Source organism: Streptomyces sp. AC512_CC834, assembly GCF_019049325.1.
Lineage (GTDB): Bacteria > Actinomycetota > Actinomycetes > Streptomycetales > Streptomycetaceae > Streptomyces.
In genome coordinates this window covers 188,406-208,058 of record NZ_JAGMUO010000120.1, presented here as the reverse complement: position 1 = coordinate 208,058, position 19,653 = coordinate 188,406, and the positions used below count along the sequence as shown (strand labels likewise).

Below are 19,653 nucleotides of genomic sequence, written 5' to 3'. Positions count from 1 at the left end.
CTTCCGTATGCCCGACCCCGTACGCCCCTCCGGCACTCCCGTCCCGTCGTCTCCCCGTCCGGCGGTGACGCGCCCCGGCCGTCCGCTCAGCGGTCCCCGTGCGCGTACCGGCGTACGGCGAGCGGGACGAACACCGCCAGCAGCACCGCGCACCAGGCCAGCGACCCGGCGACGGGATGCGCGACCGGCCAGGCGGCACCGGCGGGCACCGGCGCGTTGCCGAAGAGGTCCCGCAGCGCCGTGGTCACCGCGCTGATCGGGTTCCACTCCGCGACCGTGCGCAGCCAGCCCGGCAGTCCCCCGGTCGGGATGTACGCGTTGGACAGCAGCGGGAGGATGAAGGTCGCGCCGCCCAGTTGACCGGCGGCCTCCTCGTTCCGGGTGAGCAGCCCCAGGAAGATCCCGACCCAGGTCGTCGCGAACCGGAACAGCAGCAACAGCGCCACGGCACCCACCGCGCCGAGCGCGCCGCCTTCCACCCGCCAGCCCACCGCGAGCCCGACGAGCAGCAGCGGCACCGTCCCGGCGGCGGTGACGAGCACGTCCGCGACCGACTGCCCGAGTGGTACCGCGGCCCGGCTCACCGGCAGCGTACGCAGGCGGTCCGTCACGCCCCGGTGGGTGTCCTGGGCGGCCTGGAACATGCCCGTCATGATGCCGTTCGCGGCGGTCGCGACCAGCAGGCCGGGCACCAGGAACGCCCGGTACTCCTCGCCCGGCATCGCGAGGGCGCTGCCGAAGACGTAGCCGAAGAACAGCAGCATCGTGATCGGCATCGTCTGGGTGAGGATCAGCAGGCCCGGATTGTTCCGCAGCCGCCGTAGCTGCCGTCCCAGCATCGCCGTGCCGTCGTACGCGAGGTCATGGACCATCGTGCTCATGCCACAAGCTCCTTGCTGTCACCCGTGTTGTCGCCGGTGTCGTCGTCGCCGGTGTCGTCGTCGGTCAGGCGGAGGAAGACGTCGTCGAGGGTCGGTGGCCGCAGGCTCGCGTCCGCCAGGGGCACGCCCGCCGCGTCGAGTTCACGGACCAGGCGCGGCAGGGTCAGCGTCTGGTCCGTGCTGACCGCGCCGACCGTGCGCCGGTCGTGGTCCAGAGCGGGCTCCGTCCCCGTGAGACGGTCCAGGACGCCCGCCGCCCGCGCCAGGGCGTCCGCGTCCGTGACGACCGCCTCCGCGTACGAGCCCACCAGCGCCTTGAGTTCGGCCGGCGACCCGGTGTGCGCGACCCGGCCGCGGTCCACGAGGGCGATGTCGTCGGCCAGCCGGTCGGCTTCCTCCAGGTACTGCGTGGTGAGCAGCACGGTCGTGCCCTCCGCCTTCAGGGCGCGCACGGCGTCCCAGATGCGGTTGCGGCTAGCGGGGTCGAGCCCGGTCGTCGGCTCGTCGAGGAACAGCACGTCGGGGCGGCGCACGAGGCTCGCGGCAAGGTCGAGACGGCGTCGCATGCCGCCGGACAGGGTGGACGCGGGCCGGTCGGCGGCCTCGGCCAGACCGAAGCGGTCGAGCAGGTCATCGGTCCGCGCCGAAGCGTCCCGCACCCGGTGCAGCCGGGCGAACAACCGCAGGTTCTGGCGTCCGGTGAGGTCCCCGTCCACCGACGCGGACTGCCCGGTCACCCCGATCCGGCGGCGGACCGCGGCCGCCTCGCGCACCAGGTCGTGCCCGGCGATCCGCGCCGATCCCGCGTCCGGCCGCAGCAGCGTCGTCAGCAGCCGCACCGCCGTGGTCTTGCCCGCCCCGTTCGGCCCGAGCAGCCCGCACACGGTGCCTTCGGCCACCGCGAGATCCAGGCCGCGCAGCGCGTGCACGGCGCCGAAGCGCTTCTCCAGACCCTCACTAAGTACAGCGTACGTAGTAGTCATGGGTCGACCATAACGCACTACGTACGCTGTACGTAACTAGGATGGTGGCCGAGGTGATGCACGATGGCGGGCCGAGCGGCCGTACCCGAAGTGATCTGGTCGCGCCCCGAGCGCACCGGCCGCGGTCCGAGGCCGGCGTACACCCGCGCCGACATCGCCGCCGCCGCGGTGCGGATCGCCGACGCCGAGGGGCTGGACGCGGTCTCGATGCGCCGCGTCGCCGGTGAGCTGGGCTGCGGCACCATGTCGCTCTACAACTACGTCCCCCGCAAGGAGGACCTGTACGAGCTGATGATGGACGCGGTCAGCGGCGAGCACGAGCTGTGGGACCCGAGCGGCGACTGGCGCGCCGACATGATCCGGGTGGCCCGTCAGACCCGGGCGCTGATGCACCGCCACACCTGGCTGCCCCGCCTGATGTCCCCGGTCTACGGCTTCAGCCCCAACGCCCTGCGCTACCTGGAGCACTGCCTGGCCTGCCTCGACCCCTTCGAGGCGCCCCACGGCACGAAGATGGAGCTGATCGCGATGGTGAACGGCGTCGTGACGACGTACGTCACCAACGAGATCTCCACCGTCGAGCGCACCCGCTCGCTGCCCTGGTCCGAGGAGCAGGAGAATGCGACGCGCATCGCCTACCTCGGGCGGCAACTCGCGAGCGGCGCCTATCCGCGGCTGGCGGCGGCCTTCGCCGAGGACGCCGGACCGATCGACCTGGAGGGGGTCTTCGAGCGGGCGCTGACGCGGGTGCTGGACGGGTTCGCCTGAGTCTGGGCCCGAGTCTGTGTCCGGGCTTGAGTCTGTGCCCGGGTTTGAGTCCGAGCCTGGGCCGGTGCCCGCGCTCGGAGGGCGGCCCCCCACCGGGTCACAGCAGCGCCAACTGCCCCTCCGGCCCCTCCTCCCGGTCGTCCAGGACGGAGGCCGGCCGGCGGGCCGAGGAGGACACCGGCAGTACGCCCGCCTCCCGCAGCTCGGCCGCGGTGATCCCGGTCGTGACCGTCAACTCCCGGCACCGGTCCCGCACTTCGGCGAGCAGCGCGAGGACCGTGATCAGCTCCAGCAGCTCGGACGTCCAGGTCTGCGGCCAGCCGGCCGGACGGATCGCCGTCAGCGTGCCCGCCTCGCCCTCGGCGGTGCGGGCCGCGAACCACTGCTCGAGGACCCGGACCCCGCCCACCTCGAAGTCCCAGGCGCCCGGCGGCACGGGGGAGACCCGGCCCTCGTCCAGGTGCAGCGCCTCCTCGTCCCGGTCGTAGCGAACGGCCAGCGGACGCGGGGGCAGCGGGGCGCGGACGTACGGCCGCCGGCCGCCGGGCAGCTTGGGACGCTCACCGTCGCGGCGCATCAGCCACAGCGCGCGCCGGCCCAGCTCGACCCCGCGCTCCCACAGTGCGGGGTCCGCCGTGAGCGGGACCAGCGAGCCGGGCCGCACCGCCGCCACCGCCCAGGCGAGCACGTCCACCGCCTCGGGACGCCGGCCGAGCCGGACGGCCAGGTGGTCCAGGAGGCCGGGGGCGAGATTGGGCTCCGCGCCACCGGGGCGGCGGTGGAGCGGGCGGACCCGGGCGGGGCCGAACAGCGGCAGCCGCGAGGTCGCGAGGAGCAGCGGAGGGCCCGCGGCGTCGGGTGCTTCCACGACGAACACCTGCCGCTCGTCGGCCACCCGCCACAGCTCCGGCCGGGCCGCGTCGATCAGCCGGTGGTCGGGAATCAGCCATTGCTCGTCGAACGGTGCCCGCAGCACCCGGACCGGCTCCGGACACGGCCCCGAGGCGCGCGCCAGCCGCTCGGTGCCCCCGCCGCCGCCCGGCAGCCGCCCGACCGCCGAGTGCGGCGTGCGCGAGCGGGTCGGCTCGAACAGGGCCTCGCGGTCGGGCCCCTCGGCCTTGACCAGGGCGTCCCAGCGGGCCTTCAGGGACGCCGCGTCGGGAGCCGCCGGCCACCCCCGGCCGAGCCGCGGCGGTGCGACGGACCACGGCATGAGGTCCGCCAGCGGCGGAGCGTCGTCGTGCGTCACGCTGGGCATCGTACGACGGGACACCACGGCCTCACGTGGCGTCCAGGGTGACGGTGAAGGAGAAGCGGTCGCCCCGGTAGTGGATGACCGCCACGTCGAGGACCCGGCCCGCGGTGTCGTAGGTGATGCCCGTGTAGTGCAGGATCGGGCTCAGCAGCGGGACTTCGAGCAGCCGCGACGTCTCCGGGTCCGCGAGCCGGGCCTCGACGGTGTCCGTGATCCGCGCGATGTCCATGCCCACCACGTCCCGCAGCACCTTCGTCATCGGCCACCGCGCGAGGTCGTCCACGTCGATGCGCTCGGCCAGTTCGGGACGGACGTAGTTGCGGGCGTGGTTGGTCGGCTCACCCGTCTTCTCGTCGCAGCGCAGCCGGTGATACGTCCCCACTTCCGGCACGTGCGGGAAGTACTCGGCGAGTTCGGACGGCACCGCGACCCTGCCGTGGCCCAGCAGCTCCGCCTTCATGCCGGACTGCTGCGCCACGATCGCGTCCACCGAGCCAAGGAGCCGCACCGGGGCGCCCCGCCGGGCGTGCGGCTCGATGAACGTGCCGCGCCGCCGGTGCCGGGTGATCAGCCCCTCGTCCTCCAGCTCCTTCAGCGCCTGCCGCATCGTCAGCACGCTCACCCCGTAGTGGCCGGCCAACTGCTCCTCCGTGGGCAGGCGCAGCGGGTCCCGGGGCGAGCGGCCGAGTATCGAGGCGCGCAGCGACTGCGACACCTGGTACCACAGCGGCAGCTTGCGGTTCAGGACGATGGAGTCCGGGGCGAAGGAGGTCACGGGCCATCCGTACCGGTAGGGAATCCTCAGTGCAAGGGGCGGAAGTGACGCTCCATGCCCTGCCAGACGTCGTCGTAGCCCGGCTGCAGGTGTTCCGCGCGGGCCGCCTGGGGGGTGAGGGTCACCGGCCACCGCGTCTCGAACATGAACGCCAGCCCGTCGTCGATCCGCTGCGGCTTCAGCTCGGCCGCGCTCGCCCGGTCGAAGGTCTCCCGGTCCGGACCGTGCGCCGACATCATGTTGTGCAGCGAGCCGCCGCCCGGCACGAAACCCTCCGCCTTGGCGTCGTAGGCGCCCTCGATCAGGCCCATGTACTCGCTCATCACGTTCCGGTGGAAGTACGGCGGCCGGAAGGTGTCCTCGCCCACCAGCCAGCGCGGCGCGAAGACCACGAAGTCCACGCCGGCGAGGCCCGGGGTGTCCGAAGGCGAGGTCAGCACCGTGAAGATCGACGGGTCCGGGTGGTCGTAGGAGATGGTGCCGATGACGTTGAAACGGCGCAGGTCGTAGACGTACGGCACATGGTTGCCGTGCCAGGCGACCACATCCAGCGGGGAGTGGTCGTAGACGGCCGTCCAGAGGTTGCCGCAGAACTTGTTGACCACCTCCACGCGGCCCTCGCCCGCCTCGTCCGCTTCGTACGCCGCGACCGGTGCCCGGAAGTCACGGGCGTTGGCCAGGCCGTTGGCGCCGATCGGGCCGAGGTCGGGGAGCCGGAAGGGAGCCCCGTAGTTCTCGCAGACGTACCCGCGGGCGTCCTCGTCGAGCAGTTCCACACGGAAGCGGACCCCGCGCGGGATCAGCGCCACATGACCGGGCTCGGCGTGCAGCAGCCCGAACTCGGTGCGCAGCAGCAGACCGCCGCGCTCCGGCACGATCAGCAGCTCGCCGTCGGCGTCGCTGAAGACCCGCTCCATGGAGGCCGTCGCGTGATACACGTGCACGGCCATGCCGGTGCGCTGCGTGACGTCGCCGTTGCCGCCGAGCGTCCACAGGCCCGCGACGAAGTCCGTGCCGGGCTCCGGCTCCGGCAGCGGGTTCCACCGCAGCCGGTTCGGGTCGGGCACGGCCTGGGTGAAGGGCGCCGTGCGGATCGCGCCGTTGCCCGTGCGGGTGAACGCCGGGTGCGCGGCCGACGGGTGGATCCGGTACAGCCACGAGCGCCGGTTGTGCGCCCTCGGCTCAGTGAAGGCCGTGCCGCTGAGCTGCTCCGCGTACAGGCCCAGTGGCGCCCGCTGCGGCGAGTTCCGGCCCTCCGGCAGTGCCCCCGCGACGGCCTCCGAGCTGTGCTCGTTGCCGAAGCCGGACAGGTAGGCCAGCCCCTCCGCGGTCTTCCGCGCGTCCCCGCTCATTGATCGCTCCCTCGCAACCCGATTCCTATGGCACACCGTAGGATTGCGGTTTCCCGTGCGCAAGAGCCGTAAGAGGACTTCCCCGCTCCGCCCCGGTTCTCCCTGTTCGCCGCGTTCCCTTCTTGGTCATCCCCCGGGAGGATGACCGGAACCAGACCCCCGGGGGATCCGGACTGTCGGACCGGTGTTCTACTCTCGCGTCATGTCGTGGACGCGGAGAGGGCTCGCCGCGCTCGCGGTCTGTGTCCTGTTGTTGACCGGATCCGCGGGCTGTGGCTCCGGTGGCGGTGGTGAACCGGAGGCCGGGGACTCGGCCACGCCGGTCGGCAGACTGATCGACGCCACCGACGACGAGGGCCGGCGCTACCGGGAGGTGGACGCCGAGCACGCGCCCGAGGTGGAAATCGAGGTGCAGCCCGAGGGCGGCGACAGTTGGGACGTACGCCTGACCGTCCGCGACTTCAGGTTCTCGCCGGCCGGTACGGACGCGAAGGCGGTGGCCGGCCGCGGCGTCGCGCACCTCTTCCTCGACGGCGACCTCCTCACCCGCCTGCGCGGCCCCGAGTACCACATCGCCGCCGACCTGGTCCCGCGCGGCACGCACCAGGTCACCGTCCGTCTGTACGCCGACGACGACACCGTCTGGGCCGTCGACGGCGAGCCCGTCGAGAGCACGGCGGACATCACGGCATCGGACGCGGAACCGACCGGGGCGACGCGGCCGGAGCAGATCGAGGGCCGGACGGTCACCGAGACCCCGGCGGACCGGTGAGGACCGCCCACTCCCCGTACCGCAGTGCCCGTGCCGCGGGCCAGGGAGGCGCCCACGGCCGTACCGGAGGTCACGGTTCACCCGGCCGGGGCAAGAGGGCATCATGAGGACCGTGTCCCACGCGACCCCGCTCCGCCGTGCCCCCGTGCAGCGGCGCAGCGCCGAACGGCTGACCCGGATCCTCGACGCCTGCGCCGACCTCCTCGACGAGGTCGGCTACGACGCTCTGAGCACCCGGGCCGTGGCGCTGCGCGCGGACGTCCCCATCGGGTCGGTGTACCGCTTCTTCGGCAACAAGCGGCAGATGGCCGACGCCCTGGCCCAGCGCAACCTGGAGCGCTACGCGGAGCGCGTGACCGAACGGCTGACGGAGACGGACGCGGGGCCGGACGCGGGGCCGGACGCGGGGCCGGACGCGCGGCCGGGCGCGGGACCGGACGGAGGTGGCGGCTGGCGCGGCGCGCTGGACGCGGTGCTCGACGAGTACCTGACGATGAAGCGGACCGCGCCCGGCTTCTCCCTGATCGACTTCGGCAACCAGATCCCGGTCGGCGACCGCCACGCCGTCCCCAACCACCGCGTCGCCGAGCGGCTCACCGAGCTGCTCTCCGGCTACCTCGGCCGCCGCCCCGACGACGATCTCCGACGCGTGTTCCTGGTCGCCGTGGAAACCGCCGACACCCTCGTGCAGCTCGCCTTCCGGGTCGCGCCGAACGGGGACGAGAAGATCATCGAGGAGGCCCGGGAACTGCTGCGGGCCTACCTGGGGCGCGTGCTCGACTGACCGCCCGCCTCGACTGACCGGCTGCCTCGACTGACCCGCCGCCGTCGTACGGCCCTCCGTGGAAACCCTCCCCAACATGCCTACCGGTCGGTATGCTCACCGGGCAGAGAGCGCCACCGCCGCCTTCCGGGAGGACCCGTGTCCCGCACCGCCCTGCGTATCTGCCCCCTGTGCGAGGCCACCTGCGGCCTGGCCCTCACCATCGACGGCACCACGGTCACCGCCGCCCGGGGTGACCGCGACGACGTCTTCAGCCGCGGTTTCATCTGCCCCAAGGGCGCCTCCTTCGGGGCCGTCGACTCCGACCCCGACCGGCTGCGCACGCCGCTCGTGCGCAGGGACGGCGCACTGCGCGAGGCCACCTGGGAGGAGGCCTTCGACGCGGTCGCCGCCGGCGTCCGGACCGTCGTCGAACGGCACGGGCCGCACGCGGTCGGCATCGTCCTCGGCAACCCGAACGTGCACACCATGGCCGGCGCCCTCTACCCGAACGTCCTGCTCGGCGCCCTCGGCACCCGCAGCCTCTTCACCGCGTCCACGCTCGACCAGATGCCCAAGCACGTCTCCAGCGGACTGCTCTTCGGCGACGCGAACGCCATCCCGGTGCCCGACCTCGACCGCACCGACCATCTCCTCCTCATCGGCGCCAACCCGCTGGAGTCCAACGGCAGTCTGTGCACCGCCCCCGACTTCCCCGGCCGGCTCAAGGCGCTCAGGGCCCGCGGCGGCACCCTCACCGTCATCGACCCGCGCCGCACCCGCACCGCCAAGCTCGCCGACCGCCACGTGCCGATCCGCCCCGGCACGGACGCGCTCCTGCTGGCCGCGATGGTCCACGTGCTGTACGAAGAGGACCTGGTGGACCTCGGCGCGCTCGCCCCGCACGTCGAGGGGGTCGAGGAACTCGTCGCGTCCGTGAGGGACTTCACGCCGGAGTCCGTCGCCGCCGCCTGCGACGTGGACGCCGGTGTGACCCGCGCCCTCGCCCGCGAACTCGCCGCCGCCCCCACCGCCGCCGTCTACGGCCGCATCGGTAGCTGCACCGTCCCGCACGGCACCCTCGCGAGCTGGCTCGTGGACGTCCTCAACACCCTCACCGGCAACCTCGACCGGCCCGGCGGCGCGCTCTTCCCGCAGGCCGCCACCGACCGGACCCCGCGCCCCGCAGGACCCGGCCGCGGATTCGCGCTCGGGCGCTGGCACTCCCGGGTGGCCGGACACCCCGAGGCCAAGGGCGAACTGCCCCTGTCCGCCCTCGCCGAGGAGATCGACACCGCCACCGACGCGGGCGAGCCCGTCCGCGCGCTGCTCACCGTCGCCGCCAACCCCGTGCTGTCCGCACCCGACGGCGACCGGCTCGACAAGGCGCTGGGCTCACTCGACTTCATGGTGAGCGTCGACCCCTACCTCAACGAGACCTCCCGCCACGCCCACGTCGTGCTGCCGCCGCCCCCGCCGGCCCAGAGCCCGCACCACGACTTCGCCTTCAACACCCTCGCCGTGCGCAACCAGGTCCGCTACACCCGTCCCGCCGTCCCGCTGGAGCCCGGCCGGATGGCCGAGACGGAGATCCTCGCCCGGCTGACCCTGGCCGTCACGGGCACGCACGGCGCCGACCCGGCCGCCGTGGACGCCATGGTGATCGAGCAGACGCTCGCCAAGGCCGTACGGGAGCCGCACTCACCCGTGCGCGGCCGCGACCCCGCCGGACTGGCCGCCCTGCTCACCGGCGAGAACGGTCCCGAGCGGCGGCTCGACCTGATGCTGCGCCTCGGCCCCTACGGCGACGGCTTCGGCGTCCGGCCCGACGGGCTGACCCTCGAGCGGCTCCTCGCCCACCCGCACGGCATCGATCTCGGCCCGCTGCGCCCGCGCCTGCCGCAGCCGCTGAAGACCCGCAGCGGCAAGGTCGAGCTGCTGCCGGGGCCGATCGCCGACGACCTGCCGCGCCTCGGGCAGGCCCTGGCGCAGCGCCCAGCCGGGCTCGTCCTCGTCGGGCGCCGTCATCTGCGGTCCAACAACAGTTGGATGCACAACGTCCCGGCCCTCACCGGCGGCTCCAACCGCTGCACCCTGCACGTCCACCCCGACGACGCCGAGCGGCTGGGCGTGCGCAGCGCACAGCCCGTGCGCGTCAAGGGGCCCGGGGGAGAGGTGACCGTCCCGGCCGAGGTCACCGACACCGTCCGGCCCGGCGTGGTCAGCCTCCCGCACGGCTGGGGCCACGACCGGCCCGGCACCCGCATGAGCCACGCCGCCACCGATCCCGGCGTCAACGTCAACCAGCTCCTCGACGGCAGCATGCTCGACCCGCTCTCGGGCAACGCCGTCCTCAACGGCGTACCCGTCGAGCTGACCCCGCTGACTGCGCTGGCTCCACTGACCCCGCTCACCGACGCAAAGCTGTGACCTGGAGTTTTGCGCTTATTGCTCGCATGTCAACGTCTTGTTAACGCGGCTTCGAGGCCCCTAACGTCGCTCGCACCGCCTGCCCCGGTGGGATGTTCAAGGGCGAACGTTAGGTACTCATTCATGCTGACCATCCTCGGCTTCGCCATGATCGCGACCTTCCTGGTCCTGATCATGATGAAGAAGATGTCGCCGATCGCGGCGCTCGTGCTGATTCCCGCATTGTTCTGCGTGATCGTCGGCAAGGGCGCCCATCTCGGCGACTACGTCATCGACGGCGTGTCCAGCCTCGCCCCCACCGCGGCGATGCTCATGTTCGCGATCGTCTACTTCGGAGTGATGATCGACGTCGGGCTCTTCGACCCGATCGTCCGGGCCATCCTGAAGTTCTGCAAGGCCGACCCGATGCGCATCGTCGTCGGTACGGCGCTGCTCGCCGCGATCGTCTCACTGGACGGCGACGGCTCCACCACCTTCATGATCACGGTCTCGGCCATGTACCCGCTGTACAAGCGGCTGAAGATGAGCCTGGTCATGATGACAGGCGTCGCCGCGATGGCCAACGGCGTGATGAACACGCTGCCCTGGGGCGGCCCCACCGCCCGCGCCGCCACCGCGCTGAAGGTCGACGCCACCGACATCTTCGTCCCGATGATCCCGGCCCTGGCCGTCGGTCTGCTCGCGGTCGTCGTCCTGGCCTACGTGCTCGGTCTGCGTGAGCGCAGGCGGCTGGGCACGCTGTCGCTGGACGAGACCCTGGTGCGGGAGCCGGAGAGCGAGACGGTGCTGGTCGGTGCGGGTGCGGGCACTGGCGGCGCTTCCGCGCCCGGTGCGGGTGCCGGTGCCGGCGCAGGCAGCGCGTCCGCGGACGATCACGATGACGATGACGACGACGACTTCAAGGGCCTCGACCCGAACCGGCCCACCCTGCGCCCCAAGCTGTACTGGTTCAACGCGCTGCTCACGGTCGCGCTGCTCACCTCCATGATCATGGAGGTGCTGCCGATCCCGGTGCTCTTCCTGATCGGTGCCGCGCTCGCGCTCAGCGTGAACTTCCCGCACATCCCCGACCAGAAGGCCCGCATCGCGGCCCACGCCGACAACGTCCTCAACGTCTCCGGCATGGTCTTCGCCGCCGCGGTCTTCACCGGTGTGCTCACCGGCACCGGCATGGTCGACCACATGGCCAACTGGCTCGTGGACACCATCCCCGAAGGCATGGGTCCGCAGATGGGCCTGGTCACCGGCCTGCTCAGCCTGCCGCTCACCTACTTCATGTCCAACGACGGTTTCTACTTCGGCGTCCTGCCGGTCCTCGCCGAGGCCGGTCAGGCGCATGGTGTGTCGTCGCTGGAGATCGCCCGCGCCTCGATCGTCGGGCAGCCGCTGCACATGTCCAGCCCGCTCGTCCCGGCCGTGTACGTCCTGGTCGGCATGGCCAGGGTCGAGTTCGGCGACCACACGCGGTTCGTGGTGAAGTGGGCCGTCCTGACGAGCCTGGTGATTCTCGCCGCGGGCATCGTGTTCGGCATCATCTGATCAACAGATGAGCATGGGGGATCGTGAGATCGTCAGGAAGGGACACGACCATGACGCCCGGTGGGAACCGCGGCTGGCTGCTCCGCCTCGTCATCGCCTTCGGCTTCGCGCAGGCGGCGGTGTCGATGGCCAGGCCCGCCGTCTCCTACCGGGCCCTCGCGCTCGGCGCCGACGAACGGGCGGTCGGCGTCATCGCCGGTGTGTACGCCCTGCTGCCGCTGTTCGCCGCCGTTCCGCTGGGCCGCCGTACCGACCACGGCCGCTGTGCGCCGCTGCTGCCCGTCGGCGTGGTGCTGATCGCCGGGGGCTGCGCGCTGAGCGGCCTCGCCGGGTCCCTGTGGACGATGGCCCTGTGGAGCGGCGTCATGGGCCTCGGGCACCTCTGCTTCGTCATCGGCGCCCAGTCACTGGTCGCCCGCCAGTCCGCGCCGCACGAACAGGACCGCAACTTCGGCCACTTCACCATCGGCGCCTCGCTCGGCCAGTTGATCGGCCCCATCGCGGCGGGCGCGCTGATCGGCGGGCCCGACATGGCCGGCAGCAGCGCGCTCGCCCTGGTGGTGGCGGGCGCGGGCGCCGCGGTCGCCTTCAGCTCCCTGTGGCGCATAGAGCACCCGGCGGCGGCCAGGTCCGGCAAGGAGCAGGGTCCGCGCGTTGCCGTGGGGAGGATCCTGCGGGCCCGGGGCGTGCCCGGGGGCATCCTGATCAGCCTGTCCGTGCTGTCCGCGACCGACATCCTCACCGCCTACCTGCCGGTGGTCGGCGAGCACCGGGGGATCTCCCCGGCCGTGATCGGCGTACTGCTCAGCCTGCGGGCCGCCGCCACGATCGCCTGCCGGCTCGTGCTGACGCCGCTGTTGCGGCTGCTCGGCCGTACGGCCCTGCTCACGGTCACGTGTCTGCTGGCCGCCCTGCTGTGCGCCGGTGTCGCGCTGCCGGTGCCGGTGTGGGCGCTCGCCCTGATGCTGGTCGTCCTCGGCTTCTGTCTCGGCGTCGGCCAGCCGCTGTCCATGACGACCGTCGTGCGGGCGGCCCCCGACGAGGCGCGCTCCACCGCTCTCGCCCTGCGCCTGACCGGCAACCGCCTCGGCCAGGTCGCCGCACCCGCCGCCGCGGGCCTGATCGCGGGGGTCGCGGGCGTGGCCGCGCCGTTCGTGATGCTCGGGGCGCTGCTCCTGCTCTCGTCGGGCGTCGCCCTGCGCTCCCCGGCGGCCGGGGCGGCCGGGGCAGCCGGTGCCGCCGGTGCGTCCGGGCCGGCCGGCCGGGGGCGTGCGGCGGTCGGGCAGGATGTCACCGACCGGGCCGGCAACGGCCGGCCGTGTCGGGAACCGAAGGGATGAGCATGATTCTCATCGTTCTGTCCGCAGTCCTGGTCCTCGCCCTCGGCGGCTGCGCGTGCGTCGTGTGGGCGGCCCGTGGCGGCCCGCGCTGGACGCGGGGGGTGTCGAGGGCGACCCTGCTGGCGGGTGAACTGGTGCGCGCGTCCGGCCGTTCCCGCGGGGACCGGAACCGGGGCAGCAGCGGCAGCAGCGACGGCGGCGACTGACTGAGGGAATCCGGCCGTCCGCTTTCTCACCAGTTGGACGGTCGCGTCGAGTTGTGGTCCAGCGTCTTCCCCCGGCCGGGCACGGTCCGTTAACTTCCGTGACTCACACGCCTCGTACGACCCGCACGACGGCGTCCGACCGCGGAGCACCATCGCTCAGTGAGCCCCCGGGGGCACCTCCATGACACGCGCCATCTCCCTGCACGACGTGAGCAAGACCTACGCGCGAGGCGTCCGCGTGGTGGACCGGCTGTCGCTGGACATCGCGCCGGGCGAGTTCCTCGTCCTGCTCGGCCCCTCCGGCTGCGGCAAGTCGACCGTGCTGCGCATGATCGCCGGTCTGGAGGAGATCACCGAGGGCGAACTGACGCTGGACGGCGCGTACGCCAACGATCTGCTCCCCGCCGAGCGGCGGATGGCGATGGTCTTCCAGAACTTCGCCCTGTACCCCAACATGACGACCCGCGGGAACATCGGCTTCCCGCTGCGCGTCGAGGACCCGCAGGCCGACCACACCCCCCGTGTGGACGCCACCGCCCGCATGCTGGGCATTGAGGACCTGCTCGACCGCCTCCCCGCCCAGCTCTCCGGCGGCGAACGCCAGCGCGTCGCCATGGGGCGGGCCATCGCCCGTCACCCGACCGCCTTCCTGATGGACGAGCCGCTGTCCAACCTCGACGCCAAGCTCCGCAACCATCTGCGCGCCGAGATCACCAGACTCACCCGGGAACTGGGCGTCACCACGATCTACGTCACCCACGACCAGTCCGAGGCCATGTCCCTCGGGGACCGCGTCGCCGTCCTGCGCGGCGGGGTGCTCCAGCAGGTGGACACCCCGCGCGCCGTGTACGCCCTGCCGCGCAACGTGTTCGTCGCCGCTTTCATCGGCACCCCGCGCATCAACCTGCTGCGCGGCCTCGTGCGCGCCCCGCTGGACGGGGCGATGACCATCAGCCTGGGCAAGCAGTTCCTGCGGCTGCCCGAACCGCTGTCCCTGGACCACCAGTTGCTCCGCGTGCAGCAGGGCCGCGAGGTGATCGTGGGCCTGCGCTCGGAGGCCGTCAGGATCGCGAAGCCCGCCTCCGCCCGCCCCGGCGAGGTGCTGCTCACCGGCCTCGTGGAGCACGTCGAGTTCCAGGGCCACGAGGTGCTCGTGCACTTCAACACCGGTTCCCGGTCGGCCGTCGTGCCCGACCTGGAGGCGCCGCGCCCCGTCACCCGCCCGGTCCGGCGGCGCCGCCGCGACGGCACGGTCCTGGACCGGCTGAAGGAGCGGGCGGGCGCCCTGCGCGCCGGACCGGTCGTGGTCATGGACGAACCGGAGGAGCCCGGGCCCGGGTCCGTGGTGGCCGCCCCCGACGGCCGCCTCCCCGGCGACCTGATCGTTCGGACCACCCCCGACATCGACCTCCGCCACGGCATGCAGGTGCCCCTCCTCGTCGACCTCGCCCACCTGTTCGTCTTCGACCAGCAGGGTGACCGCATCTGCCCCGCCCCGGCACGGCTGCCCGACCTGGAGGAGTGATCCCGCCGCGATCTCGCACTCCGGGAGGGTGAGCCGCGCCACCATCGTGGGATGCCCTGGTGCCGTAAAACTATCGGCGCTAGTTTGGGGCCGGACGACGAGGCCCGCCCGGAAGGAACGCGATGAAGGCACACGACGGCATGTACATCGACGGAGCCTGGCGCCCCGCCGACGGCCGGGACACGATCGACGTCGTGAACCCGGCCGACGAGCAGGTGATCGGCAAGGTCCCCGCGGGCAACGCCCTGGACGTCGACACCGCCGTACGGGCCGCCCGCGCCGCCCTGCCGGACTGGGCCGCCACCCCGCCCGCCGAGCGCGCCGCACGGCTGGCCGCCCTGCGGGACGTACTGATCGCCCGCAAGGAGGAGATCGCCGAGACGGTCACCGCCGAACTGGGCTCCCCGCTGAAGTTCTCGCAGGCCGTGCACGCCGCCGCCCCCATCGCGGTCGCCGGCTCCTACGCCGACCTGGCGGCGACGTACGCCTTCGAGGAGAAGGTCGGCAACTCCGTCGTCCACCACGAGCCGGTCGGCGTGGTCGGCGCCATCACTCCCTGGAACTACCCGCTGCACCAGATCGTCGCCAAGGTCGCCCCGGCGCTCGCGGCCGGCTGCACGATCGTGCTCAAGCCCGCCGAGGACACCCCGCTCACCGCCCAGCTCTTCGCCGAGGCGGTGCACGAGGCAGGCGTCCCCGCGGGCGTCTTCAACCTGGTCACCGGTCTCGGACCGGTCGCGGGACAGGCCCTCGCCGAACACCCCGGCACCGACCTGGTCTCCTTCACCGGCTCCACCGCCGTGGGCCGCCGGATCGGCGCCGCCGCGGGCGCGGCCGTCAAGAAGGTCGCCCTCGAACTCGGCGGCAAGTCCGCCAACGTGATCCTCCCGAGCGCCGACCTCGCCAAGGCGGTCAACGTCGGCGTCGCCAACGTCATGTCCAACTCCGGCCAGACGTGCAGCGCCTGGACCCGCATGCTCGTCCACCGCGACCAGTACGACGCGGCGGTCGAGCTGGCCGCCGAGGCCGCCGCCAAGTACGGCGACCGGATCGGCCCCGTCGTCAACGCCAAGCAGCGGGAGCGGGTGCGCGGGTACATCGAGAAGGGCGTCGCCGAGGGCGCGCGCCTCGTCGCGGGCGGTCCCCAGGCCCCGCGCGAGCAGGGCTGGTTCGTCAGCCCCACGGTCCTCGCCGACGTGCGCGAGGACATGACCGTCGCCCAGGAGGAGATCTTCGGCCCCGTCCTGTCGATCCTGCGCTACGAGGACGAGGACGACGCCCTGCGGATCGCCAACGGCACGGTCTACGGTCTCGCCGGCGCCGTCTGGGCCGGCGAGGAGGCCGAGGCGGTCGCCTTCGCCCGCCGGATGGACACCGGACAGGTCGACATCAACGGGGGCCGCTTCAACCCGCTGGCGCCCTTCGGCGGCTACAAGCAGTCGGGCGTGGGCCGCGAACTGGGCGCGCACGGCCTCGCCGAGTACCTCCAGACCAAGTCCCTCCAGTTCTAGCCACGGGAGTTGCCCACGTCATGGCCGTCCGTACCGCTGTCCGAGCCGCCGTCGTACCCGCCGTAGGCGCCCCGCTGGAGATCACCGGGATCGAGCTGCCCGAGCCCGGCCCCGGCCAGGTCCGGGTGAAGCTCACGGCCGCCGGGGTCTGCCACTCCGACCTGTCCCTGTCCAACGGCACCATGCGCGTGCCGCTCCCCGCCGTCCTCGGCCACGAGGGCGCCGGGACCGTCGTCGCCGTCGGCGAGGACGTCACCCACGTCGCGCCCGGCGCCGACGTCGTCCTCAACTGGGCCCCGTCCTGCGGCGCCTGCCACGCCTGCTCGCTCGGCGAGGTGTGGCTGTGCGCGAACGCCCTGTCCGGCGCCGCCAACGTGCACGCCCGCCGCGCCGACGACGGCACCGACCTGCACCCCGGCCTGAACGTCGCCGCGTTCGCCGAGGAGACGGTCGTGAACGCCGACTGCGTCCTGCCCGTCCCCGACGGCATCCCGCTCACCGACGCGGCACTGCTCGGCTGCGCCGTCCTCACCGGCTACGGCGCCGTCCACCACTCGGCGAAGGTCCGCGAGGGCGAGACGGTCGCGGTCTTCGGCGTCGGGGGAGTGGGCCTCGCCACCCTCCAGGCGGCCCGGATCGCGGGCGCCTCGAAGATCGTCGCGGTCGACGTGTCCCCCGAGAAGGAGGAACTGGCCCGGGCCGCGGGCGCCACCGACTACCTCCTCGCCTCCGACACCACCGCCCGCGAGATCCGCGCCCTCACCGGCAAACAGGGCGTCGACGTCGCCGTGGAGTGCGTCGGCCGCGCGGTCACCATCCGCACGGCCTGGGAGTCCACCCGGCGCGGCGGCCGCACCACGGTCGTCGGCATCGGCGGCAAGGACCAGCAGGTCACCTTCAACGCCCTGGAGATCTTCCACTGGGGCCGCACCCTGACCGGCTGCGTCTACGGCAACGCCGACCCCGCCCGCGACCTCCCGGTGCTGGCCGAACACGTACGCGCCGGGCGCCTCGACCTCGGCGCCCTGGTGACCGAGCGCATCGCCCTGGACGGCATCCCGGCGGCCTTCGAGAACATGCTGGCGGGCAAGGGCGGGCGAGCACTGGTGGTGTTCTAGTGGTGTTCTAGGGGCGCGTATCGAAACCCTGTCTCCGCCGTGCGACGTAGGTCCCCCGCCTGATGTGGCGGGGGGCCGCACGCCGTAATCTCCCCGCATGACGGCAGTCGACTCTCCTCCCAGCGGTCCCCGTAGCCCGGAGCAGCGCAAGCGCGAGGCGCTTGAACGGCTCCTGCGAGACAACGACGCATGGGTCGCCACGGCCGACGCCACCGGCGAGCCGTGCCTCGTTCCGCTGGCCTTCTGGTGGGACGGCGAGGCGGTGTGGCTGTCCACCCGCGACACCAACCCGACGGGGCGCAACCTGTGCTCCTCGGGCCGGGTCCGGCTCAGCGTCGGCCACAGCCGGGACGTGGTCCTGATCCACGGCACCGCCCGCATGCTGACCCGCGAGGAGCTTCCGGCCGAGGTCGGCGACGCCTTCGCCGCCAAGGACGGCTGGGACCCTCGCGAGGACCACCCCTCGTACGTCTTCTTCCAGGTCGCTCCGCAGTTGCTGCAGGCGTGGGGAACGGTTGCCGAGATGGCCGGACGGACCCTGATGCGCGACGGGAAGTGGCTGGTCTAGACGGACCTCGAACGGGTGGGCTCGGCTCGACCCGGGGACCCGGCACGTTCCGGGGCCGCGGCCATCTGCCTGCGCGAGCGGGACACCGCCACGCCCGCCAGGCACAGCAGGCCGCCCGCCAGGGTGAGCAGCCCCGGCACCTCGCCCAGCGCCAGCCACGACATCAGCACGACCAGCGCGGGCACGGCGTACGTCGTCGCGCCCATGCGGCCGGCGGTCGTACGCGCCAGGGCGTACGCCCACGTCGTGAAGGCCAGCGCGGTCGGGAACACGCCCAGGTACACCATGTTGAGCGTGGCCGAGGCGGGCGCCCCGGCCGCCTCGTGCACCAACTGCCCCGTGAACGGCAGACAGAGCACCGCCCCGACCAGGCACCCGAACGTCGTCACCTGAAGGGCGCTCGCGTGCCCCAGCGCGGGCTTCTGCGCGACCACGCCGCCCGCGTACGCCACGGCGGCCAGCAGACACAGCGCCACCCCGAACAGCGAGGACCCGCCCTCGCCGGACATCGACAGACCCACGGTCACCGCACCGGCGAACGACACCGCCATCCCGGCCAGCAGCCTGGGCGGCAGCGCGTCCCCCAGCAGCCGGGCGCCGAGGAGCGCGATGAGGATCGGGCCGACGTTCACCACCAGGGCGGCCGTGCCGGCGTCCACCTGCTGCTCGCCCCAGTTCAGGACGACCATGTACAAGCCGAACCACAGCAGCCCCGATATCGCGATCCCCCGCCAGGCCGGCCGCGGTGGCAGTCCCTCCCGGCGCAGCAGGCAGATCACCCCGAGCGTCAGGGCGCCCGACAGAAGTCGCCCGAGCGCCAGCGCGCCGGGTGAGTACGCCTCGCCCGCACTGCGGATGGACACGAAGGCGGACGCCCACAGGACGACGGTGACGGTGGCCGCGCCGGCGGCGAGCAGTTCCGGACGGCGGTGCGAGAGGGCTGGACGGGGCGTGCGGGCTGGACGGGGCGTGCGGGCTGGACGGGGCGTGCGGGCGGCGCTCATCATGCTCCAGAGGCTAGGCAGTGGGAAGGCGCTCCCGCTGGCGGGTTTCGGACGCGGGTTTCGGACGCGGGTTTCGGACGCGGGCTTCGGGCCGGGACCCGGTGCTCAGCGCAGCACCGCCGGGTCGATGCCCAGCAGTTCGGACAGCGCGGCCTCGCCCACCGGCGTCATCTTCACCGCCCGCTCCGAGCCGATGCGCACGCACCAGCCCGTGTCCAGGGCGTGCGCGCACAGGGCCGCGCCCGCGACGCCCGCGAGATGGGGGCGGCGTTCCGTCCAGTCGAGGCAGGCCCGGGCCAGCGGCCGGCGACGGGTGGGTTTCAGTGGGATTCCGGCGGCGTCGAACCAGCCGAGACCCGCGTCCGTGAGCGCGAAGCCGGTGTCCTGGCGCAGCAGCCCGCGCCCGGTCAGCGCGTCGGTGACCGCGATGCCGAGCCGCCCGGCCAGATGGTCGTAGCAGGTACGCCCCCGGGCCATCGCGGACCCGGCGCTGGACGCCCGCAGCGTACGCGGACGCCGTGCCGCGGCCTCGGGCGCGACCTGGGCGGCCAGGTCCTCGACCAACTGCGCGACCCGCTCGTCGGCCAGCCGCACGTACCGGTGCCGCCCCTGCCGTTCCTCCGCGAGCAGCCCGCCCGCGACGAGCTTGCCCAGGTGCTCGCTCAGCGTCGACGCGGCGACCCCGGCGTGCCGGGCCAGCTCACCGGCGGTCCACGCCCGCCCGTCCAGCAGGGCCAGCAGGCAGGCGGCGCGCGTCTCGTCCGCGAGCAGCCCGGCCAGCCGTGCGAGGCCGGTCGCTTCGGCGTCCCTGTCGGTCATGCCTCCCAGGATGCGGCACGTACGGTTCGGCGGGCGCCGAAGTG

Annotated in this window: 18 protein-coding genes; 11 read left to right on the top strand and 7 right to left on the bottom strand. The window is 73.1% G+C overall.

All coding sequences use genetic code 11. From position 1 onward, the window contains the following. Window positions 1–86 precede the first annotated feature (86 nt). Both KUM40_RS37730 and KUM40_RS37725 read right to left on the bottom strand, forming a co-directional pair. The gene (locus KUM40_RS37730; protein ID WP_217170830.1) at window positions 87–881 is read right to left on the bottom strand and encodes an ABC transporter permease; all 795 of its coding nucleotides are present in this window, start codon (window positions 879–881) and stop codon (window positions 87–89) included. Next, window positions 878–1,864, bottom strand: coding sequence for an ATP-binding cassette domain-containing protein (locus KUM40_RS37725; RefSeq protein ID WP_217170829.1), 987 nt, complete (start codon window positions 1,862–1,864; stop codon window positions 878–880). Before KUM40_RS37725 ends, KUM40_RS37730 begins: the two co-directional genes overlap by 4 nt. 63 nt (window positions 1,865–1,927) lie before the next feature. On the opposite strand from KUM40_RS37725, the gene KUM40_RS37720 reads away from it, so the two are divergent. Then, entirely contained in the window at window positions 1,928–2,632 is a 705-nt protein-coding gene (locus tag KUM40_RS37720) for a TetR/AcrR family transcriptional regulator C-terminal domain-containing protein (RefSeq protein WP_217170828.1), read from the top strand. A 97-nt stretch (window positions 2,633–2,729) separates the two neighbouring features. Here KUM40_RS37720 and KUM40_RS37715 read toward each other — a convergent pair whose 3' ends face one another. Genes KUM40_RS37715 through hmgA form a run of 3 tightly spaced genes read right to left on the bottom strand, consistent with a single transcriptional unit; the run spans window position 2,730 to window position 6,014 of the window. Beyond that, complete coding sequence (locus tag KUM40_RS37715; RefSeq protein WP_217170827.1) at window positions 2,730–3,890, bottom strand: type ISP restriction/modification enzyme; 1,161 nt, start codon at window positions 3,888–3,890, stop codon at window positions 2,730–2,732. A 22-nt stretch (window positions 3,891–3,912) separates the two neighbouring features. Next, complete coding sequence (locus tag KUM40_RS37710; RefSeq protein ID WP_217170826.1) at window positions 3,913–4,662, bottom strand: GntR family transcriptional regulator; 750 nt, start codon at window positions 4,660–4,662, stop codon at window positions 3,913–3,915. Between the two features lie 26 nt (window positions 4,663–4,688). Next, complete coding sequence (hmgA, locus tag KUM40_RS37705; RefSeq protein WP_217170825.1) at window positions 4,689–6,014, bottom strand: homogentisate 1,2-dioxygenase; 1,326 nt, start codon at window positions 6,012–6,014, stop codon at window positions 4,689–4,691. Window positions 6,015–6,216: 202 nt separating this feature from the next. Here hmgA and KUM40_RS37700 point away from each other — a divergent pair, with 202 nt between their 5' ends. The 10 genes from KUM40_RS37700 (at window position 6,217) to KUM40_RS37655 (ending at window position 17,786) form a co-directional block, all read left to right on the top strand. Then, entirely contained in the window at window positions 6,217–6,786 is a 570-nt protein-coding gene (locus KUM40_RS37700) for a hypothetical protein (protein WP_217170824.1), read from the top strand. Window positions 6,787–6,889: 103 nt separating this feature from the next. Continuing rightward, window positions 6,890–7,570 (top strand): TetR/AcrR family transcriptional regulator, encoded by a 681-nt coding sequence (locus KUM40_RS37695; RefSeq protein WP_217170823.1) that lies wholly within the window; start codon window positions 6,890–6,892, stop codon window positions 7,568–7,570. A gap of 138 nt (window positions 7,571–7,708) precedes the next feature. Next, entirely contained in the window at window positions 7,709–9,979 is a 2,271-nt protein-coding gene (locus tag KUM40_RS37690; RefSeq protein WP_217170822.1) for a molybdopterin oxidoreductase family protein, read from the top strand. 123 nt (window positions 9,980–10,102) lie between these two features. Next, on the top strand, window positions 10,103–11,518 hold the full coding sequence (locus KUM40_RS37685) for a CitMHS family transporter (protein ID WP_217170821.1): 1,416 nt from the start codon (window positions 10,103–10,105) through the stop codon (window positions 11,516–11,518). Window positions 11,519–11,568: 50 nt separating this feature from the next. Further along, a complete protein-coding gene (locus tag KUM40_RS37680; protein ID WP_217170820.1) occupies window positions 11,569–12,858 on the top strand; it encodes an MFS transporter in 1,290 nt (429 codons plus the stop codon). Window positions 12,859–12,860: 2 nt separating this feature from the next. Then, window positions 12,861–13,064 carry a hypothetical protein gene (locus KUM40_RS37675; protein ID WP_217170819.1) on the top strand — a complete coding sequence of 68 codons (204 nt, stop codon included), beginning with the start codon at window positions 12,861–12,863 and terminating at the stop codon, window positions 13,062–13,064. A gap of 181 nt (window positions 13,065–13,245) precedes the next feature. Beyond that, window positions 13,246–14,589 carry an ABC transporter ATP-binding protein gene (locus KUM40_RS37670; protein ID WP_217170818.1) on the top strand — a complete coding sequence of 448 codons (1,344 nt, stop codon included), beginning with the start codon at window positions 13,246–13,248 and terminating at the stop codon, window positions 14,587–14,589. 122 nt (window positions 14,590–14,711) lie between these two features. Further along, on the top strand, window positions 14,712–16,100 hold the full coding sequence (locus KUM40_RS37665) for an aldehyde dehydrogenase family protein (protein ID WP_217170817.1): 1,389 nt from the start codon (window positions 14,712–14,714) through the stop codon (window positions 16,098–16,100). Window positions 16,101–16,120: 20 nt separating this feature from the next. Next, complete coding sequence (locus KUM40_RS37660; protein WP_217170816.1) at window positions 16,121–17,218, top strand: Zn-dependent alcohol dehydrogenase; 1,098 nt, start codon at window positions 16,121–16,123, stop codon at window positions 17,216–17,218. Between the two features lie 97 nt (window positions 17,219–17,315). Continuing rightward, window positions 17,316–17,786 carry a pyridoxamine 5'-phosphate oxidase family protein gene (locus KUM40_RS37655; RefSeq protein ID WP_217170815.1) on the top strand — a complete coding sequence of 157 codons (471 nt, stop codon included), beginning with the start codon at window positions 17,316–17,318 and terminating at the stop codon, window positions 17,784–17,786. On the opposite strand, the gene KUM40_RS37650 is transcribed toward KUM40_RS37655, so the two are convergent. Continuing rightward, a complete protein-coding gene (locus KUM40_RS37650; protein WP_254396245.1) occupies window positions 17,783–18,793 on the bottom strand; it encodes a DMT family transporter in 1,011 nt (336 codons plus the stop codon). The two genes, KUM40_RS37655 and KUM40_RS37650, sit on opposite strands and share 4 nt — an antisense overlap. Before the next feature lie 102 nt (window positions 18,794–18,895). Beyond that, a complete protein-coding gene (locus KUM40_RS37645) occupies window positions 18,896–19,609 on the bottom strand; it encodes a helix-turn-helix transcriptional regulator (RefSeq protein ID WP_217170814.1) in 714 nt (237 codons plus the stop codon). Window positions 19,610–19,653 lie beyond the last annotated feature (44 nt).

What these genes read in the sequence shown, in the direction of transcription:
- KUM40_RS37730 (WP_217170830.1), bottom strand. Translation starts at nt 881, where the DNA reads ATGAGCACGATGGTCCATGACCTCGCGTACGACGGCACGGCGATGCTG.
- KUM40_RS37725 (WP_217170829.1), bottom strand. Translation starts at nt 1,864, where the DNA reads ATGACTACTACGTACGCTGTACTTAGTGAGGGTCTGGAGAAGCGCTTC.
- KUM40_RS37720 (WP_217170828.1), top strand. Translation starts at nt 1,928, where the DNA reads ATGGCGGGCCGAGCGGCCGTACCCGAAGTGATCTGGTCGCGCCCCGAG.
- KUM40_RS37715 (WP_217170827.1), bottom strand. Translation starts at nt 3,890, where the DNA reads ATGCCCAGCGTGACGCACGACGACGCTCCGCCGCTGGCGGACCTCATG.
- hmgA (WP_217170825.1), bottom strand. Translation starts at nt 6,014, where the DNA reads ATGAGCGGGGACGCGCGGAAGACCGCGGAGGGGCTGGCCTACCTGTCC.
- KUM40_RS37700 (WP_217170824.1), top strand. Translation starts at nt 6,217, where the DNA reads ATGTCGTGGACGCGGAGAGGGCTCGCCGCGCTCGCGGTCTGTGTCCTG.
- KUM40_RS37695 (WP_217170823.1), top strand. Translation starts at nt 6,890, where the DNA reads ATGAGGACCGTGTCCCACGCGACCCCGCTCCGCCGTGCCCCCGTGCAG.
- KUM40_RS37685 (WP_217170821.1), top strand. Translation starts at nt 10,103, where the DNA reads ATGCTGACCATCCTCGGCTTCGCCATGATCGCGACCTTCCTGGTCCTG.
- KUM40_RS37680 (WP_217170820.1), top strand. Translation starts at nt 11,569, where the DNA reads ATGACGCCCGGTGGGAACCGCGGCTGGCTGCTCCGCCTCGTCATCGCC.
- KUM40_RS37675 (WP_217170819.1), top strand. Translation starts at nt 12,861, where the DNA reads ATGATTCTCATCGTTCTGTCCGCAGTCCTGGTCCTCGCCCTCGGCGGC.
- KUM40_RS37670 (WP_217170818.1), top strand. Translation starts at nt 13,246, where the DNA reads ATGACACGCGCCATCTCCCTGCACGACGTGAGCAAGACCTACGCGCGA.
- KUM40_RS37665 (WP_217170817.1), top strand. Translation starts at nt 14,712, where the DNA reads ATGAAGGCACACGACGGCATGTACATCGACGGAGCCTGGCGCCCCGCC.
- KUM40_RS37660 (WP_217170816.1), top strand. Translation starts at nt 16,121, where the DNA reads ATGGCCGTCCGTACCGCTGTCCGAGCCGCCGTCGTACCCGCCGTAGGC.
- KUM40_RS37655 (WP_217170815.1), top strand. Translation starts at nt 17,316, where the DNA reads ATGACGGCAGTCGACTCTCCTCCCAGCGGTCCCCGTAGCCCGGAGCAG.
- KUM40_RS37650 (WP_254396245.1), bottom strand. Translation starts at nt 18,793, where the DNA reads ATGATGAGCGCCGCCCGCACGCCCCGTCCAGCCCGCACGCCCCGTCCA.
- KUM40_RS37645 (WP_217170814.1), bottom strand. Translation starts at nt 19,609, where the DNA reads ATGACCGACAGGGACGCCGAAGCGACCGGCCTCGCACGGCTGGCCGGG.